The sequence below is a fragment of the Bacteroides zoogleoformans genome (assembly GCF_002998435.1).
GTDB lineage: Bacteria > Bacteroidota > Bacteroidia > Bacteroidales > Bacteroidaceae > Bacteroides > Bacteroides zoogleoformans.
Map to the genome: position 1 here is coordinate 798,441 of NZ_CP027231.1, position 19,095 is coordinate 817,535.

The following is a 19,095-nucleotide window of genomic DNA, read 5'->3' on the forward strand; positions in this document are numbered from 1 at the left end:
AAAAAAAATTTCCGATGAAAAAACTCTTGATTCTAAAAATAGGACTTGTTCTTCTATGCTTTCAATGGGGAGAACAAGTATCCGCCCAAGTAGCTTTCTTTTTTGAGTCACTCAGGCAGGTAAAAATACACGTTACTTTCAGAGACTCATCATACCAAACAATGTTGGACAAATCGGGGGTGGGTATTATTCAAGTACCCACTTCACTGCCTCCCGGATATGCTGTTTTATATGAACCGCACAGTATTAATTACTTCTACCTTGTTCCGGGCAAAAAGCAAAGCATACATAAATACTCTGACGGTCACCTTGAATTTGATGGAGAAGGAAAAACAATTAATGAATACTTAAACGGGAAATTCCTGAACACGCTGAATTTGAGCTATGAACAGCCAGAAGAGGACTTCTTGAAAGAATGGGAACTATTGCCAGAAAGGTTACAATCTCATCTTGACTCACTTTTGTTGCCTGAGAATTTTAAACGGTTGGAACGAAAGCGTCTGTATTATCAGGCTTGCAATATGCTACAAGCTTATCCGCTTTATCGTGCAAGAAAACTGAGAATAAATAGGTATTCTCCCCAAGAAAGCTATTACCGACAAGTGGGAAAGACAATGAAAGAGGATGAGGAAGCCTATGAGTTGTGGGAATATCGGCAAGCTTTTAAGAATCGTATTCGAATATTAGCAGAAAAATTTACCGAAAACAAACCATTGGAGCAGTTGCGTTACGCATTGCGTTACGTACAAGACTCTGTGAGGGATTCCCGACTCACCGATTATTTGGTTCATACTTTCATGTACGAACACCTCAGAAATTTCGGTGCGAAGGATGTTGAAGAATTTCTGCCTATCTATAAGAAGAAAGTGAACAATCTTGCCCGAAAAGCGGAGTTTGATAAAATTTATCAGCAGTATTCGAATCTGGCAAAAGGAAGGAAAGCACCGGATTTTTTGTTTCCCGATATTAATGGCAAGCCGGTTTCCCTTTCCGGCTTATCCGGAAAATATGTTTATATAGACGTATGGGCTACATGGTGTTTTCCTTGTCGCCGGGAACTTCCTTTGCTGCAACAATTGGAGGAAAGGTATAGAGAAAAACCAATTCATTTTGTCGGTATCTCCATTGATGATGACGAGGGGGCTTGGAAGAGAAAGGTAAAAACTGATAATTTGAGAGGAATCCAGTTGCATGCCGACAAGAATTCCACATTTCGCAACGATTATCAAATCTCTCTAATACCTCGTTTTATCCTGATTGATCCGGAAGGGAAAATAGTAGATGCAAAAATGTCCAGACCTTCTGAATCAGAAACAGTAACTTTCTTGGATTCTTTATTTTATTAGTTATAAGCCATTTAAACTCTATTATTTTTAAGATTTCGTCAATGATGGGTTACTAAATACAAAAGCTAAAAGCACAAATTAAGAAATCAAGAGCCATGCTCCTCACTTCAAAAACCGCAAAGAACTCCCCCAATTCAAAGCAAAGAAATAATACGCAGGAAGGCGTCCGAATGTCTGCAAAAAAGCATATCTTTGTCGCGACAAGAGATATGGAAACAGAATACTTCACTCTTAACACTTTAGCCCTATGTACACCATACAAGCCAACCCAAGCGGAACCCGCAGTCTGGAAGTCTCGGAAGAAAACCTTGCCACCATCGAGAAATACGGACTCTTCCGCCACCTCATAGACAGCAACGGAATCATTGACGAAACCGTACTCGACAAGTTGAAACTGAACATCCGCTCTCTCATTGCCGCACAAGAGGAAGACAGCAAGGATCTGCTCGACCTCTGCATCGACGTCGTCTATCACAACAACATGAAAGCCTTCGGGTTGCAACAGCTCGTCAAGCTCTACCTGAACCGGCTCTCCGAACAAGAAACCACCAGGGAAGAATAAATGAAAACCATAGATACCTGCGGACAAAAGCAATACAGCCCCCTCATCCCGGCCATCACAGCCATGTGCCGTGCTCCGAAAGGTGAGAAGCTGGAAATCATCATGGACAATGCCGCCGCCTTCAACGATTTAAAAGAATACCTTGCCGAGCAGCAAATAGGTTTCCGCGAAATCTATGACGGCGAACAAATGACATTGCAATTTACGAAGCATGGTGATTAGTGATGAGCGGTCAGTGATGAGCGATTATCAGCCGATATGCAATAATTAACCACTAATCACTTACCGCAAACCGCTATATTTCCTATCTTTGCGCCATGAAAGAGTATCGACTGACCGACTGGCTGCCTACTACCAAGAAAGAAACAGAACTGCGCGGATGGAATGAACTTGACGTCATTCTCTTCAGCGGCGATGCCTACGTAGACCATCCCTCATTCGGAGCCGCTGTCATCGGGCGCATCCTCGAAGCTGAAGGATTGCGTGTAGCTATTATCCCCCAACCAAACTGGCGCGACGACCTGCGCGACTTCAAGAAGCTGGGCCTCCCCAGACTGTTCTTCGGCGTCAGCCCCGGATGCATGGACAGCATGGTGAACAAATACACCGCCAACAAACGCCTGCGTAGTGACGATGCCTATACACCGGACGCACGCCCCGACATGCGCCCCGAATACCCCTCCATCGTATATACCCAAATACTGAAGAAGCTATATCCCAATGTCCCCGTCGTATTGGGCGGCATCGAAGCAAGCATGCGCAGACTGACGCATTATGACTACTGGCAAGACCGCCTCCGCCCCAGCATACTCGTAGACAGTGGCGCCGACGCCATCATCTACGGCATGGGAGAAAAGCCGATTGTAGAACTTGCCGGCCGGCTGAAGCAACGGTTGGAAGCAACCGGTATGGAAGAAAGCGAAACCGCTCTGACAAAAGATGAGTTCAAACAGCTTATTGCCGATATTCCACAGATGGTTTATCTGGGAAAAGATGTTGTCACGCAAGAGGGAGACATCACCCTCTTTTCTCATGAAGAATGTCTTAAAGACAAAAGGAAAGAAGCCGCCAACTTCCGCCACATCGAGGAAGAGAGCAATAAATATGCGGCCTCACGCATCCTTCAGAAAGTAGGTAAACAGACCGTCGTCGTCAACCCGCCATATCCTCCTCTGACAGAGGCCGAACTCGACCACTCTTTCGACCTGCCCTACACCCGCCTGCCGCACCCCAAGTACAAAGGCAAACGCATCCCCGCCTACGACATGATAAAGTTCTCCGTCAACCTGCACCGAGGTTGTTTCGGAGGATGCGCCTTCTGCACCATCTCAGCCCACCAAGGCAAGTTCATCGTGAGCCGCAGCAAGGAAAGTATACTGAAAGAAGTGAAAGCACTGACGGAACTGCCGGACTTCAAGGGGTACTTGAGCGACCTCGGCGGCCCGTCGGCCAACATGTACCGGATGAAAGGACGAGATGAAGCTCTTTGCAGGAAATGCAAACGTCCGTCGTGCATCCACCCGCGAGTATGCCCCAACCTGAACACCGACCATCAGCCACTGCTCGACATCTACCGGGCAGTAGACGCATTGCCCGGCATCAAGAAATCGTTCATAGGCAGCGGAGTACGCTATGATTTGCTTCTGCACCAAAACAAAGATGCCAAAGTGAACAGAAGCACTGAAGAGTATACTCGCGAACTCATAGCCCGACATGTCAGCGGCCGGCTGAAAGTTGCCCCGGAACATACGTCCGACCGTGTGCTCGGCATCATGCGCAAACCCTCATTCGCTCAATTCAGCGAATTCAAAAAGATATTCGACAGGATAAACCGTGAAGAAGGACTGCGCCAGCAACTCATCCCCTACTTCATCAGCAGCCACCCCGGATGTAAGGAAGAAGACATGGCAGAGCTTGCCGTCATCACCAAACGGATGGAGTTCCATCTGGAACAAGTGCAGGACTTCACTCCCACTCCGATGACCGTGGCCACCGAAGCGTGGTATACGGGTTTCCATCCCTACACGCTGGAACCCGTATTCAGTGCCAAAACGCAACGTGAAAAGCTGGCACAACGCCAATTCTTCTTCTGGTACAAACCGGAAGAACGAAAAAATATCATCAACGAGCTGAGACGAATAGGCAGACAAGATCTGATAGACAAACTTTACGGAAACGGGAAACGGTGAACGCCATAGAATACAATTTAACCACTTTAAGACCAAGTTGAAAATGAAACAACTCATCGTTCTATTGTTCTGTTTACTCAGTTGGAAGGGTTCTCACTTACATGCCCAATCCGAATGCCTTCCGCAGAAATACAGCCTGAGCTTTGGGGGCGGTTTGGCATTGCCTGCCGTCAATGGCAACCGTAATGACTTTTTCAGCAAGAACGGCAATCGTCCAGGCTACAACCTAATAACGGAAGGACGCTACTACTTCAGCCCCAACTTTGCCGCAGGAACACAATATGACTACCTCCGTACAGCCTTCGGACAGGACAAGATGCACGTGCATTTTGTCCGCCCCGAGCTTGTACTGCGCCACCTCTGGAGTCAAGGTAATCAGGCCGCATTCTTTTCGCTGGGCATCGGTTATCTGGATTATCAGGAGCGCACCTATACACAAGGCCAACGCTACGGACATCTTTATCATAAGGGATATTGCGGCATATCATTCGCCCTCGGCTGGGAGTTCCGCATCAGCCGGAAAGTATCGGGCGTGCTACGCGCCGAAGCACTGACAGCCGATTGGTTTGTCAATCCCGAAGCACGTCTGTTCAATCCCGACAAAAACTATGACGACGGCATAAACCACCAGTGGTTCAAAAGTCACATCACGTTCATCAATCTGGGATTTGGAGTGCAATTCGGTAAGTGAACGGTGAGGGGGAACTAAAACTCAATCTGCATAATCGCACTTAAAGCTCAAGCTTTATCTTCTTCGACCGGCATTGTCAGAATCTCCTGAAGCACCCGGACAGCTTCTTCCACGGTACTCACGTCCTTCACCGACATGCTACGCCTGTTGTTCTGCTCGCGCAAGTCGCAACGACGCGTATACTTCATCATATAGGCAATCATCTTGCCGAATGCCTGACTTTGAAAGTATGGGCTATCCGGATTGGATACGAAGAACATCGACATCCTGCCCCCCTTCAGGAACACTTTCTCCACGCCAAGACGTACGGCAAGACGACGGAGCGATACGATGCGCAACAGTTCTTCCGTTTCGGGAGGAACCGGACCAAAGCGGTCTTCGAGACGATAACGAAAGGCCTCCACATCCTTATCAAGCGTCAGTCCGTCCAACTCGCGATAAAGCAACATGCGATCGCTACTGCCCGTAACATAGTCGGCAGGCAACAACAGTTCCAGATCACTCTCCACCTGACACTCATCTACAAACTGTTCGCCACTGATGATTCCTCCGTCTGTTTTCAATTCTTCGGCATAGAGGTCGGCAAACTCATCGATCTTCAGTTCATGTACCGCTTCCGAAAGAATCTTCTGGTAAGTCTCGTAGCCCAAATCGGCGATAAATCCACTCTGCTCAGCACCCAGCATATTGCCAGCTCCGCGGATGTCGAGGTCTTGCATGGCGATGTGGATGCCGCTGCCCAAATCGGAAAAGTTCTCAATGGCTTGCAAGCGGCGTTTAGCTTCCGACGTTAGAGAAGACAGAGGAGGTGCCAGCAAGTAACAAAAAGCCTTTTTGTTGCTGCGCCCCACCCGTCCCCGCATCTGATGCAAATCACTCAAACCGAAGTTCTGTGCCTGATTGATGATGATGGTGTTGGCGTTGGGGATGTCAATGCCACTCTCTATGATGGTGGTGGCAAGCAGCACATCGTAATCGTAGTTTACAAAGTCGAATATCACCTTCTCAAGTTCTGCCGGTTCCATCTGTCCATGCCCGATACAAACACGACAGTCGGGTATACGACGCTCAATCATCATTTTCAGCTCCATCAGGTTAGAGATGCGATTATTGACGAAAAACACCTGCCCGTTACGGCTCATCTCGAAGTTGATGGCATCGGCAATGACCTCTTCGTTAAAGGTATGCACTTCCGTCTGAATGGGATAGCGGTTGGGCGGCGGGGTCTGTATAACACTCAAATCTCGTGCCCCCATCAATGAGAATTGTAAAGTACGGGGAATAGGTGTAGCGGTCATGGTCAGCGTATCAACGTTGACCTTGAGCTGACGCAGCTTTTCCTTGACAGATACACCGAACTTCTGTTCCTCATCAATGATCAGCAAGCCAAGATCTTTGAATTTCACGTCTTTACCCAAGATGCGGTGAGTGCCGATAAGGATGTTCACTTCTCCCTCGGAAAGCCCTTTCACCACAGCTTTAGTCTGTGCAGAAGTGCGCGCACGGCTCAAATATTCCACCCTGCAAGGCAGTCCGTTCAGGCGTTCCTTGAAGGTCTGGAAATGCTGATAAGCCAGTACTGTTGTAGGAACCAGCACGGCCACCTGCTTATTGTCAGCCACAGCTTTGAAGGCCGCACGCACCGCCACCTCCGTTTTGCCGAAGCCCACATCACCGCAAACCAGCCTGTCCATCGGACGGGCGCTCTCCATATCCGCTTTTACATCAGCGGTGGCTTTGCTTTGGTCGGGCGTATCTTCGTAGATAAAGGATGCTTCCAACTCCCGTTGCAGGAAGCTGTCCGGACTATAGCTGAAACCTTTTTCCTCACGACGTTGCGAATAGAGCTTAATCAGGTCGCGGGCAATATCTTTAATCTTTGTTTTGGTGCGGTCTTTTAGTTTCTCCCAAGCGCCGGTGCCAAGCTTATTCAGGCGGGGAGGCTCTCCCTCTTTCCCCTTATACTTAGAGACTTTATGCAACGAATGGATGGAAACAAACACCACATCCTCATTCTGATAGACCAGCTTCATCACCTCTTGCGTGGTATCTCCATTGGGGATGCGCACCAATCCGGCAAAACGTCCCACGCCATGGTCGGTATGTACGACGTAATCTCCCGAAGCAAACTGATTCAACTCTTTCAGAGAGAGAGCTACCTTTCCACTACGAGCCTTGTCGCTCTTCAGATTGTACTTATGAAAGCGGTCGAATAGTTGGTGGTCAGTGAAGATACAGAGACGCAGCGTGTGGTCGGAAAAACCTTCGTGCAAAGTACGCTCCACGGCAATAAAAGAAACATTGTCGCCCCGGTCATCAAAGATAGCCCGAATACGGTCGGTTTGTTTAATACTGTCACTACATATATATAAGGTGTAGCCATTCTTCATGTACTCTTTAAACGAATCGACCACCAAGTCGAAGTTTTTATGGAAGATGGGTTGTGCAACGGTATCGAAGGTGATAGTTGCGTCCGGCATACCGGTAGGCTTATTGCCAAACTCCATCCGACGAAAATCAAGTGCTCGCAACGTAAACTCACCGCCATCTATCAACTTATCCTCCGGCATGACGATTCTGTTCTCTTCGGTCTCGCGGGCAGCGATGGCTTGTGGAGAGAGCGCTTCTTCATACACCGTCTGTATGCGTTCGCGCAACCAAAGGAAATCACGCATCGCCAATACGGTATCAGGCTGGAGAAAATCAAGAAACGACACCATGCCGCCGTTACCGCCTTGTTCCAAGCTCCGACTTAAGTCCGGCACAATCAGTATGTTCTCTTTCTTTGCTTTGGAAAGCTGTGTCTCCACCTCGAACGTGCGGATGCTTTCCACCTCGTCTCCAAAGAAGTCGATACGGAAAGGATATTCTGAAGAAAAAGAAAAGACATCGATGATGCTGCCGCGCACGGCATATTGTCCGGGTTCATATACATAATCCACATACGAGAAGCCATAGCTGCGCAACACCTCTGTTACAAAGTCCATGTCCACCCGCTCGCCCACATTCAGTTTCAGGGTCTTCTCGTCCAATTCTTGGTGTGAAACCACCTTCTCGGCCAAAGCATCCGGATAAGTGACCACGCAAAGCCTCTCTTCTTTCTTCTGCAACCGACCCAGAACTTCCGTGCGCAGAATCTCGTTTGCCGCATCCTTCTGCCCATACTTGATGGCACGGCGAAAAGACGATGGAAAGAACATCACCCGTTCCGTGCCCAATATCTGCGTCAAGTCATGGTAAAAGTATCCGGCCTCTTCCAAGTCACCCAGGATAAAAACGAACGGCGCCTCTCTCCGTTCTACCAATGCGGATGAAAAAAGTGAAGCCGCAGAAGCACATAAACCTCCGCAATACAAATGTCGGACAGAAATATTTTCGAGTAGTTTGCTCATCCCCTCTACATTGGGATGGGCTGCATAAAGCTGTTGCAGTTCGGTGATAGTCATTATAATCCGGTGATAAATCCGATGCAAAATTACATAAATTATCCATAGAGGTTGTTCTATTTCTGTTTTTAATTATCCACTGAAGTTCCGATTAGGATTATTCCGGCCTTTAGTTCATCTTAGTCCCATTCAGCGAAGCGGGGTCTAATAAAAACTTAAAAAAATAAATTCACAACAGATTCTTATTTATAAATGACAAAAAAGCATTACATTTGTTTTCAGTAACAACCCACACACACAGTTGAATATGCAAACATCAGACAGCATTGTTATTATCCCCACCTACAATGAACGGGAAAATATAGAAAACATCATACGTGCCGTATTTGCGCTGGAACATGGTTTTCACATTCTTGTCATCGAAGACGGTTCGCCGGACGGAACGGCTAACATTGTCAAATCATTGCAACAAGAATTTCCCGAACGTCTCTTCATGATAGAGCGTAAGGGGAAATTAGGATTGGGCACAGCCTATATAGCCGGATTCAAATGGGCTTTGCAGCATCGCTACGAATATGTGTTCGAGATGGATGCGGACTTCAGCCACAACCCGCAGGATCTGCCACGTCTCTACCAGGCTTGTTCCGAGGAGGGAGCCGATGTAGCCATCGGTTCGCGCTATGTCAGTGGAGTCAACGTGGTGAACTGGCCTATGGGACGTGTACTGATGTCTTATTTCGCCTCCAAATATGTGCGTCTCATCACTGCCCTGCCTATCCATGACACTACCGCGGGCTTTGTATGCTACCGCAGCCATGTATTGAAAACCATCGACTTGGACAGTATCCGCTTCAAGGGATACGCCTTCCAGATAGAAATGAAGTTTACCGCCTACAAATGCGGCTTCCGGATAAAAGAAGTGCCCGTCATCTTCATCAATCGCGAGCTGGGCACCTCTAAGATGAACAGCAGCATCTTCGGCGAGGCCGTCTTCGGCGTCATCCGCCTGAAGTGGAGCAGCTTCTTCCGCAAGTATCCCGCGAATAAAGAATCGGAAAAGGGAAAAGAGACAGAAAGAATATGAAAAGAACACTGATACATAACGCCACCATCGTCAACGAAGGACAATCCGTCCGGGGTTCCGTAGTCATGGAGAACGGACGCATCGCCGAAGTGCTGACTGACATGAAGCCGCTCCATGCACCTTGTGACGAGATTATAGACGCCGCGGGATGCTATCTGCTGCCAGGCATCATCGACGACCACGTACACTTCCGCGACCCGGGACTGACGCACAAAGCCGACATCCTGACCGAGAGCCGCGCGGCCGCCGCAGGAGGTGTTACCTCCATCATGGATATGCCCAACACCAATCCACCGACCGTCACCCTCGATGCATTGGAAGCCAAGCTCGACTTGCTGAACGAGAAGTGCATCGTAAACCATTCCTGCTACTTCGGCGCCACAAACAGCAACTACAAGGATTTCCACAAGCTGGACAAGCGTCGTGTTTGCGGCGTCAAGTTGTTCATGGGTTCCAGCACCGGGAACATGCTGGTGGACAAAATAAACAGCCTGCAACACATCTTCAACGGGACGGACATGCTCATTGCCACGCATTGCGAAGACCCCGCCATCGTCAAAGAGAACACAGCCAAATACAAGGCCATGTACGCCGAAGAGGATGATGTGCCCATCGGCAAACACCCGAGCATTCGCTCCACGGCGGCATGTTACGCTTCTTCCGCTCTGGCCGTGCAACTGGCCCGACAGGCAGGCGCACGGTTGCACATCCTGCACATCTCCACTGCCAAGGAGCTCCGACTGTTCCAAAGCGTCCCCCTGGCAGAAAAGCGTATCACGGCCGAAGCGTGTATCGCCCATCTCTTCTACTCCCTCGGCGACTATCGCACGCTGGGCACTCGCATCAAGTGCAACCCTGCCATCAAGAGGAAAAGCGACCGAGATGCCCTGCGTGCAGCCGTCAACTCCGGCTTGATAGACGTCATTGCCACCGACCACGCCCCGCACCTGCTTGCCGATAAAGAAGGCGGCGCACTGAAGGCTGCATCGGGCATGCCCATGATACAGTTTTCTCTTGTCAGCATGCTCCAATTGGTTGACGAAGGCGTCTTCACGCTCGAAACCATCGTGGAGAAGATGTGCCATGCCCCCGCCGAAATCTACCGCATCGCCGAACGCGGCTATATCCGCCAAGGTTATCGGGCCGACCTTGTGTTGGTACGCCCCGACACCCCATGGGAAGTAACCACCGACAAGATTCTGAGCCGATGCGGTTGGAGTCCGATGGAGGGTCGCACCTTCCACTGGAAAGTGGAAAAGACCTTCGCCAACGGACACCTTATTTATAATGACGACACCGTGGATGAAACCTACCGTGGCGAAGAACTAAGATTCAACTAAAAAAAGACCAAGATTGCACATGAACGAACCCATCCCCGCACCGACTCACGGTGTCCTCTCCTACCGTGTACACGAAACGGCTTCTTACATCAACTGGATTTACTTCTTTCACGCATGGGGATTTCAGCCACGCTTTGCTGCCATTGCCGACATTCACGGATGCGATTCCTGCCGCGCCATGTGGTTGGCCTCCTTTCCCGAAGAAGAGCGCGCCAAGGCTGCCGAAGCCATGCAGTTGTTCAAGGAAGCAAACAGAATGCTCGACCGATTGGACGAAGCAATCACCATCCGGTGCGTCTTCAGACTCTGCCGGGCCAATGCCGACGGCGACAACCTGCTGATAGACGGAACAACGTTCCCCTTGCTCCGGCAACAGACGCCACATTCCGACGACAGTCCGTTTCTCTGCCTGAGCGACTTCATACGACCGCTTTCCTCCGGCATCCCTGACACCATAGGGCTTTTTGCCTCTTCCATCAGCTCGGAGGATACCGAGAAATACTACAAAGACGACCCCTACAAACATCTCCTCGTACAGACATTGTCGGACCGGCTTGCCGAAGCCGGCACGGAGAAGTTGCACGAGTATGTGCGCAAGCAGGCATGGGGATACGCTCCCGATGAGTCCCTCTCCATGCCCGAACTATTGAAAGAGGAGTATCAAGGCATCCGTCCCGCTGTGGGCTATCCCTCACTGCCCGACCAGTCCGTCAACTTCCTGCTGGACACACTGCTCGACATGAAGCAAATCGGCATCACCCTGACCGAGAACGGCGCCATGCACCCTCATGCCTCTGTCTGCGGCTTGATGCTGGCGCATCCCGCTTCCCGCTATTTCGCCGTAGGCAAAATAGGAGAAGACCAGTTGGAAGACTATGCCCGCCGACGCGGAATGCCGGTGAAAGAAATGCGGAAATTCCTTGCGGCCAATCTCTCCAAGTAGAAAATGTATAAAGTAGCCGACAAACAGTTTATAGCTGTTTTGGAAACTGTGATTAATCTCCTTTCCTTACGACTCATAGTGTATAAAAATCCGAAAGAAGTTTGCGAAAATGGAAAATACAGAACAAGAGTTCGTCTCCATGGTAAAGGAGTATGAGCGTGTCATATACAAAGTGTGCTATATATACACTACGCCCAATGCCACCCTCAACGACTTGTATCAGGAAGTGGTACTCAACTTGTGGAAGGCCTTTCCTAAGTTCCGAAAAGAGTGTAAAATCTCAACTTGGATTTATCGCATCGCACTGAACACGTGCATCAGCTTTATCCGAAAAGAGAAGAACATCCCCGAAATAGTCTCTCTCACCTACGAGGTTGACCGAGTAGAGGAAAGCGACGAAACACAAGAAATGCTGAGACAACTCTATCGGATGATAAACCGACTGGGACAATTGGAGAAATCCATTATTCTGCTTTATCTGGAAGATAAAAGCTATGAAGAGATTGCCGAAATCACCGGACTAACCGTGACAAACGTTGCCACAAAACTCAGTCGAATCAAAGAAAAACTAAGAAAAATGAACAAGGAGAACTGATATATGGAACTGGATGAATTGAAAAAATCATGGAATGCACTGGACGAGCAGCTACAGAAAAAAAAGGTTGCCGATGAAAAGCAGATAGAAAAGTTAATTGCCGGATACAAAGAAAAGACCCTGAGAAGTATGGGACGCCTCGCCATCATACAACGCTTTTCCATCGGCATGGGAGCATTGGCATTGTTCATTATTCTATTGGCGTGGTTGTCACTGCCGGCTCTCGGCGTCAACGAACATACTCAAAGCAAAATGACCGTTTTCCTTCTGTTTCTTACGGCCAGTATCCTATCAGGCATGTGGTGGGACCGGAAAACTTATCGTTGGAACAAAGCCACGCACGTTGATGAGATGAGCGTTGCCGAAGTCAGCCGCCGCACTACAGTTTTCCGCCAATGGATCCAATATGAAGTAGTAGCCATTTCTGTATGGATTGTACTGTTTAATGCCCTGAGTTATTGGATGATGGGGTATCATTTGAAACCTATCGGACGGCAAATGCTGCTGATTGCTTTTCTTGCAGCAATCAATGCCGCAATCATCTACTTCCTCTACAAGAAACTTATCTACAAACATCTGAATAATATTAGAAAGAACATAGAAGAACTGAAAGACGTATGTACCGAATAATTCTCATCTTGACCTTTTTTCTCTTCATCCCCGATATCTATATATACGGGATGTATATTGTAAAGAAAACCCGCAAGGCGCTTCTGCGCCTTGCTTATTGGATTCCCACCACATTATTGGTTGCAGGCTATGTCTACTTCATGATGCTGACGGGCGACAATGCAATGGCAAACCACACACAAGGCATAGGCAGACTATCCATTATCACCCTGCTGATTATCCTTCCTAAAACGGTTTTCATGCTCTGTTCCTTGATAGGTGTCTTGGTGCATGCCGTTATCCGTCGCTGCCCCCGCAGCCCGTTTACCGCCATCGGACTGATATTGGCAATCATCGGATTTTTCAATATCCTTTACGGAACGCTTATAGGAACCACACGTTTCGAGACCAAAGAAATCGAATATCGTTCTGATACCTTACCCCAAGATTTCGATGGCTATCGTATCGTGCAGATTTCAGATATCCACATCGGAAGTTGGCAGGGCAATCCGGAAGCAATCGGACGCCTGATGGACAAAGTCAATGCCTTGAAGCCCGACCTCATCGTCTTCACCGGCGACCTCGTGAACCAACAAAGCCATGAGATAGACGGTTTTCAGGAGACGCTATCAAAACTGCATGCGCCGGACGGCGTTTTCTCCATCCTCGGAAACCATGATTACGGCGACTACTACCACTGGCCCTCCCCCCAAGCAAAAGAACAAGACCTTGCTTACCTCAAAGAGCAGCAAAAGGCAATGGGGTGGAAACTGCTGAACAATGAGCATGCCATACTTCATCATAAGACTGACAGCATTGCGCTTATCGGTGTGGAGAACGACGGCGAACCTCCTTTCTCGCAACATGCCAACCTGTCGAAAGCCATAGAAGGAACCGATGGAATGTTCCGGATATTGCTCAGCCATAACCCCAGCCACTGGAGGCGTGAAGTACTGCCGAAGTCGGATATTCCATTGATGCTGGCCGGGCATACCCATGCCATGCAAAGTATTTTTTTCGGGCACTCGCTCGCCGAGCTTATTTATCCCGAATGGGGCGGCATGTACTATGAAGGCAATCGCGCATTGTACGTCAATATAGGCATCGGATATGTAGGTCTTCCCTTCCGTTTCGGAGCATGGCCCGAAATCACAGCACTTACATTGCGCAAAAAATAAATGATTAGTATTATCTTTGTAACGACAAAAAACCTGCATTTATGAAGATACTCTACACGATTTATCAAGTTTGCTTTGCACTCCCCATCCTTTTGATATTGACTATCCTCACGGCGTTGGTCACCATCGTTGGATCGCTCATTGGAGGAGCACACACGTGGGGCTACTATCCCGGAAAAATCTGGTCGCAACTCATTTGCTATATACTGCTCATTCCGGTACAGGTACGTGGAAAAGAGAAGCTACATAAACATACATCGTACGTCTTTGTTCCCAACCATCAGGGAGCTTTCGATATATTCCTCGTTTACGGATTCCTCGGCCGTAATTTCAAATGGATGATGAAAAAAGGGATACGCAAGATTCCATTTGTAGGAAAAGCTTGTGAAAGCGCAGGACACATCTTCGTAGACCGCTCCAGTCCGAAGAAAGTATTGGCTACCATGCACCAAGCTAAATCTTCATTAAAAGATGGAGTATCATTAGTAGTTTTTCCCGAAGGAGCACGCACTTTCAACGGACATATGGGCTATTTCAAAAGAGGGGCTTTCCAATTGGCAGATGAGTTGCATCTGGAAGTGGTTCCCGTAACCATAGACGGTTCATTCGAAATCCTTCCCCGCACTGGGAAATGGATACACCGACACCGTATGATACTGACCATTCATCCTCCCATTCCCCCCAAGGGACAAGGCATGGAAAATATTAAAACAACAATGGCCGAAGCCTATGCAGCCGTGGAAAGCGCATTGCCTGAAAAGTATAAGGGAATGGTGAGAAACGAAGATCAAGACTAACACACATAAATAGTCTGCATCGCCCCTATTCTGCCCATGTCATCTTGTCTCTTCGCCCGAGACCATATTCTGCCGCATGCGGCGTTGCTCTTCGAGCAACTTCATATTTTCTTTGGCCTTTGTCAGGAAATCTTTTACTTGCTTGTTTTCTTTAAAAGACAAGGGGGCGGTTTTCATTATTTCTTCTATTTGCGGAGTCATCACCGGATAAGGCAACGTACTGCACATCATCATAAACACACTCGGGCCTAATACATTTTCAAAGTTATCGGTAATAAACTGTCTGACGTAGTCATTCATCTCTTTTACCAATGTTGCACTTTCTTTCGAAAGTGCTTGATGCACATCCTCCAGATCGGCTCCATCCAACACCATACGCGCTTCTTTCCGCTCCAGTTCTTCAATTTTCACTTCCAGCGCATTGCGTTTGTTTATAAATTCGTATAATTTGTCATTCAAAGAGGTTCCCTTGGCTGATAATTGAGAAACGGAAATCGTAACTTCAATCTTCCCGTTTTCCAAAACCAAAGGCATAATGCCTTCCTGGCCCATATAAAGTGTCACCATCATGGCAGAGTCAACCGGGCCATTCATCTTGAAAAAGCCATGAATAACCTCCGCCGAGTCTATTGGTACCCATTCTCCGTCTTGAAAAACTTTGAGAAACAACATTTTTCCGTCAAGGCCGGTTATCGAAGAATTGCCCTCAATCTTATATTTATGGCTGCAAGACGTTAAGAAAAAAAGCAAGGCCAATAAAGGTAAAATGCGATTCACACTCATTCTAATCATGCACGAGATTTTTTTATTATACCTGACAAAGGTATTAATATTCCTTATAAACCAGATAGAAAGAAAGGATTTTTCATTCGGTTTACGTATTTTTGCATAATAACAAATCATAAAAACAAGAAAAAGATAAATGTCCACCTACGCTCCCTTTGCCAAACCGCTCTATGTAATGTTGAAACCCGTGGGAGCGGTATGCAATCTGGCTTGCGACTATTGCTATTATCTGGAAAAATCCAAACTCTACAAAGAGAACCCCAAGCACGTGATGAGCGAGGAGCTGCTGGAAAAGTTCATCGAAGAATACATTCATTCGCAAACCATGCCTCAGGTGCTGTTCACCTGGCACGGCGGAGAGACGTTGATGCGCCCCCTCTCGTTCTATAAACGAGCCATGGAGCTGCAGAAGAAATACGCCGGAGGACGCACGATAGACAACTGCATACAGACCAACGGCACGCTGCTGACCGATGAGTGGTGCAGGTTCTTCAAGGAGAACAACTGGTTGGTAGGCGTCTCCATCGACGGACCGCAAGAGTTTCACGACGAATACCGGAAGAACAAGCAGGGCAAACCGTCGTTCATCAAAGTGATGCAGGGTATCAACCTGCTGAAGAAACACGGTGTGGAATGGAACGGAATGGCGGTGGTGAACGACTTCAACGCCGACTATCCGCTGGAGTTCTACCATTTCTTCAAAGAAATAGGATGCCGATACCTCCAGTTTGCCCCCATCGTGGAGCGCATCACGCCCCATCAAGACGGACGACACCTCGCCTCTCTGAGTGACAAAGAGAATCGTACGGAGTTGGCCGACTTCTCCGTCAGTCCGGAACAATGGGGCAACTTTCTCTGCACGCTGTTCGACGAATGGGTACGGCAGGATGTGGGAACATACTACATCCAGCTGTTCGACTCCACGCTGGCCAACTGGATAGGCGAGCAACCGGGCGTCTGCACCCTGGCAAAGACGTGCGGCCACGCAGGAGTCATGGAGTTCAACGGAGATGTATATGCCTGCGACCACTTCGTGTTTCCCGAATACAAACTGGGTAACATTCATCAGCAGACTTTGGTGGAAATGATGTACGGCGAAAAGCAGCAAGCCTTCGGCCTGATGAAACAGCAGTCGCTCCCTACCCAATGCCGGGAGTGCGAATGGCTGTTTGCCTGCAACGGCGAATGTCCCAAGAACCGTTTCGCACAGACTCCCGACGGCGAGGCGGGACTCAATTATCTTTGCGCCGGCTATCATAAGTTCTTCGGCCATGTGGCTCCCTACATGGACTTCATGAAAAACGAGCTGATGAACCAACGCCCGCCCGCAAATGTTATGAAAGCGATAAAAGAAGGAATACTGAGATAGACTGATAAAGAATATATAAACCATTAAAATGAAAAGAACAATATGAAACGAACAGTAAAGAAGTGTCTACTTGCAGCCGCTGCTGCATGGACGGTCTGCTCGGCACGTGCAGACGAAGGAATGTGGTTGCTGCAACTGATCAAACAGCAGAACTCCATCGAAATGATGAAGAAACAAGGCCTGAAACTGGAAGCGGACGATCTGTACAATCCGCACGGCGTGTCGCTGAAAGATGCCGTAGGTATCTTCGGCGGTGGCTGCACCGGCGAAATCATCTCACCCGAAGGGTTGATTCTGACCAACCACCACTGCGGCTACTCCTCCATTCAGCAGCACAGTTCCGTGGAGCACGATTACCTGACGGATGGTTTCTGGGCCAAGAACCGCAACGAAGAGTTGCCCACTCCGGGCTTGAAGTTCCGTTTTGTGCATCGCATTGTCGACATCACCGACTTGGTGAACGAAAAGGTGAAAGCCGGCGAAGTGGACGAAGTGAATGCCATGACACGCCCCTTCCTCCACAAACTGGCAACGGAAGAACTGCGGAAAAGCGACCTCAACGGCAAACCCGGCATCGTGGCGCAGGCCTTGCCTTTCTATGCGGGGAATAAGTATTATCTGATTTACTACAAGGTGTACAGCGACGTCCGCATGGTTGCCGCTCCTCCCTCGTCGGTAGGAAAGTTCGGCGGCGAAACGGACAACTGGATGTGGCCCCGCCATACGGGAGACTTCTCCATATTCCGCATCTATGCCGATGCCAACGGCGAGCCTGCCGACTACAGCGCAAGCAACGTACCTCTGAAGACTCCCAAATTCCTGCCCATCTCCATCAAGGGACTGCAAGAAGGAGACTATGCCATGATTATGGGATTCCCCGGTTCTACCGAGCGCTACTTGACTCAAAGTGAGGTGAAGCAGCGCATGGAGGCCGTCAACCAAGCCATGATAGATATGCGCGGCGTCCGTCTGGAAGTCTTGCGTCGGTTTATGGATGCCAGCGACAAAACACGCATCCAGTACGCCAACAAATTTGCGGGAAGCAGCAACTACTGGAAAAACTCCATCGGCATGAACAAAGCCATCATAGATAACAACGTGCTAAACACCAAAGCCGAGATAGAGAAACAATACGCAGCGTTTGCCAAAGGTAAACCCGAATACGAGGGCGTGGTGGAGAAAATAGACGCCATCGTCGGGCAGAGCAGCCCTACGTTGCGACAGCTGTACTACACCAGTGAGGCACTGCGCAGAGCCATTGAGTTCGGAAGCACTTACCTGATCATGGACAACATCCAAAAAGCCCTCGAAGAGAAAAACGACTCGCTGCTCCAAGCATCCAAGAAACAGCTGGAAGAGGCTTACGACGGCATACACAACAAGGATTACGACCACGAAGTGGACCGTGCCGTGGCAAAAGCCATCCTGCCCGCCTTGGCCAAAGCGTTGAATGCGGATGAATTGCCCGATTTCTACAAGACAATCTTCAATGAGTTCAAAGGCAACTATGATGCTTATGTGGACAATCTGTATGACAACTCCATCCTGTCCAACCGCAGCAACCTCGACAAGTTCTTGAAGAAGCCTACTGTGAAAGCGATAGAACGCGACCCGGCAACAGCCTACTCACGCTCCAAGAATCTCAAACTGCAGGAATTGAGCTCAGCGCACGCCAAGCAGGAAGAAGGGCTCGGACTGTTGCACAAGTCCTACATCCGCGGCTTGGGAGAGATGAAGCAACCTGTACCCTCCTACCCGGACGCCAACTTCACCATCCGCCTGACCTATGGCAACGTGAAGGCTTACAACCCGAAAGACGCCGTATATTACAATTACTACACAACCACCGACGGCATTCTTGAAAAAGAAAATCCTGAAAACCGCGAGTTCACGGTTCCTGCCAAGCTGAAAGAGTTGATTCAGAACAAAGACTTCGGCCGCTATGCCATGAAAGACGGTACCATGCCGGTTTGCTTCCTCACCACGAACGACATCACCGGCGGCAACTCCGGAAGTCCAGTCATCAATGCCGAAGGCCATCTCATCGGTACCGCCTTCGACGGCAACTGGGAGTCATTGAGCGGAGACATCAACTTCGACAACAACCTGCAACGTTGCATCAACCTGGACATCCGCTACGTACTCTTCATCCTTGAGAAGTTGGGCGGCTGTGAACATTTGATCAAAGAAATGGAAATAACGGAGTAGCCCATTCATTAC

16 protein-coding genes are annotated in these 19,095 nt (G+C 48.8%); 14 read left to right on the forward strand and 2 right to left on the reverse strand.

Translation table 11 applies throughout. The features are described 5' to 3' along the window. Positions 1-14: 14 nt before the first annotated feature. The 5 genes from C4H11_RS03450 (at position 15) to C4H11_RS03470 (ending at position 4,788) form a co-directional block, all read left to right on the forward strand. Positions 15-1,346 (forward strand): TlpA family protein disulfide reductase, encoded by a 1,332-nt coding sequence (locus C4H11_RS03450; protein ID WP_106040464.1) that lies wholly within the window; start codon positions 15-17, stop codon positions 1,344-1,346. 247 nt (positions 1,347-1,593) lie between these two features. Next, the gene (locus C4H11_RS03455) at positions 1,594-1,908 is read left to right on the forward strand and encodes a hypothetical protein (RefSeq protein WP_106040465.1); all 315 of its coding nucleotides are present in this window, start codon (positions 1,594-1,596) and stop codon (positions 1,906-1,908) included. Further along, positions 1,909-2,130: a sulfurtransferase TusA family protein gene (locus C4H11_RS03460; protein ID WP_106040466.1), complete on the forward strand. Its 222-nt coding sequence runs from the start codon at positions 1,909-1,911 to the stop codon at positions 2,128-2,130. Positions 2,131-2,225: 95 nt separating this feature from the next. Further along, positions 2,226-4,097: a YgiQ family radical SAM protein gene (locus tag C4H11_RS03465; protein ID WP_106040467.1), complete on the forward strand. Its 1,872-nt coding sequence runs from the start codon at positions 2,226-2,228 to the stop codon at positions 4,095-4,097. 43 nt (positions 4,098-4,140) lie between these two features. Then, on the forward strand, positions 4,141-4,788 hold the full coding sequence (locus tag C4H11_RS03470) for a hypothetical protein (protein ID WP_106040468.1): 648 nt from the start codon (positions 4,141-4,143) through the stop codon (positions 4,786-4,788). A gap of 47 nt (positions 4,789-4,835) precedes the next feature. Here the strand turns inward: C4H11_RS03470 and mfd are convergent, their stop codons facing one another. Then, positions 4,836-8,234 (reverse strand): transcription-repair coupling factor, encoded by a 3,399-nt coding sequence (mfd, locus tag C4H11_RS03475; RefSeq protein WP_106040469.1) that lies wholly within the window; start codon positions 8,232-8,234, stop codon positions 4,836-4,838. A gap of 247 nt (positions 8,235-8,481) precedes the next feature. On the opposite strand from mfd, the gene C4H11_RS03480 reads away from it, so the two are divergent. The 7 genes from C4H11_RS03480 to C4H11_RS03510 all read left to right on the forward strand — a co-directional run bounded on the left by C4H11_RS03480 (position 8,482) and on the right by C4H11_RS03510 (position 14,720). Beyond that, positions 8,482-9,258, forward strand: coding sequence for a polyprenol monophosphomannose synthase (locus C4H11_RS03480; RefSeq protein ID WP_106040470.1), 777 nt, complete (start codon positions 8,482-8,484; stop codon positions 9,256-9,258). Next, positions 9,255-10,598: a dihydroorotase gene (locus C4H11_RS03485; RefSeq protein WP_106040471.1), complete on the forward strand. Its 1,344-nt coding sequence runs from the start codon at positions 9,255-9,257 to the stop codon at positions 10,596-10,598. Before C4H11_RS03480 ends, C4H11_RS03485 begins: the two co-directional genes overlap by 4 nt. A gap of 19 nt (positions 10,599-10,617) precedes the next feature. Further along, positions 10,618-11,541 (forward strand): vitamin B12 dependent-methionine synthase activation domain-containing protein, encoded by a 924-nt coding sequence (locus C4H11_RS03490; protein ID WP_106040472.1) that lies wholly within the window; start codon positions 10,618-10,620, stop codon positions 11,539-11,541. A 109-nt stretch (positions 11,542-11,650) separates the two neighbouring features. Next, on the forward strand, positions 11,651-12,136 hold the full coding sequence (locus tag C4H11_RS03495; RefSeq protein ID WP_106040473.1) for an RNA polymerase sigma factor: 486 nt from the start codon (positions 11,651-11,653) through the stop codon (positions 12,134-12,136). Between the two features lie 3 nt (positions 12,137-12,139). After that, on the forward strand, positions 12,140-12,766 hold the full coding sequence (locus C4H11_RS03500) for a hypothetical protein (RefSeq protein WP_106040474.1): 627 nt from the start codon (positions 12,140-12,142) through the stop codon (positions 12,764-12,766). Then, the gene (locus C4H11_RS03505) at positions 12,754-13,923 is read left to right on the forward strand and encodes a metallophosphoesterase (RefSeq protein ID WP_106040475.1); all 1,170 of its coding nucleotides are present in this window, start codon (positions 12,754-12,756) and stop codon (positions 13,921-13,923) included. The genes C4H11_RS03500 and C4H11_RS03505 overlap by 13 nt, the downstream gene beginning before the upstream one ends. 41 nt (positions 13,924-13,964) lie before the next feature. Beyond that, entirely contained in the window at positions 13,965-14,720 is a 756-nt protein-coding gene (locus tag C4H11_RS03510) for a lysophospholipid acyltransferase family protein (protein WP_106040476.1), read from the forward strand. Positions 14,721-14,759: 39 nt separating this feature from the next. Here C4H11_RS03510 and C4H11_RS03515 read toward each other — a convergent pair whose 3' ends face one another. Beyond that, positions 14,760-15,512, reverse strand: coding sequence for a DUF4369 domain-containing protein (locus C4H11_RS03515; RefSeq protein ID WP_106040477.1), 753 nt, complete (start codon positions 15,510-15,512; stop codon positions 14,760-14,762). A gap of 130 nt (positions 15,513-15,642) precedes the next feature. Between C4H11_RS03515 and C4H11_RS03520 the strand changes: the two genes are divergently transcribed. Together C4H11_RS03520 and C4H11_RS03525 are read left to right on the forward strand one after the other, a co-directional pair. Then, positions 15,643-16,875 carry an anaerobic sulfatase-maturation protein gene (locus C4H11_RS03520; RefSeq protein WP_106040478.1) on the forward strand — a complete coding sequence of 411 codons (1,233 nt, stop codon included), beginning with the start codon at positions 15,643-15,645 and terminating at the stop codon, positions 16,873-16,875. 42 nt (positions 16,876-16,917) lie between these two features. Continuing rightward, positions 16,918-19,083 (forward strand): S46 family peptidase, encoded by a 2,166-nt coding sequence (locus C4H11_RS03525; RefSeq protein WP_106040479.1) that lies wholly within the window; start codon positions 16,918-16,920, stop codon positions 19,081-19,083. The last annotated feature ends 12 nt before the right edge of the window (positions 19,084-19,095 follow it).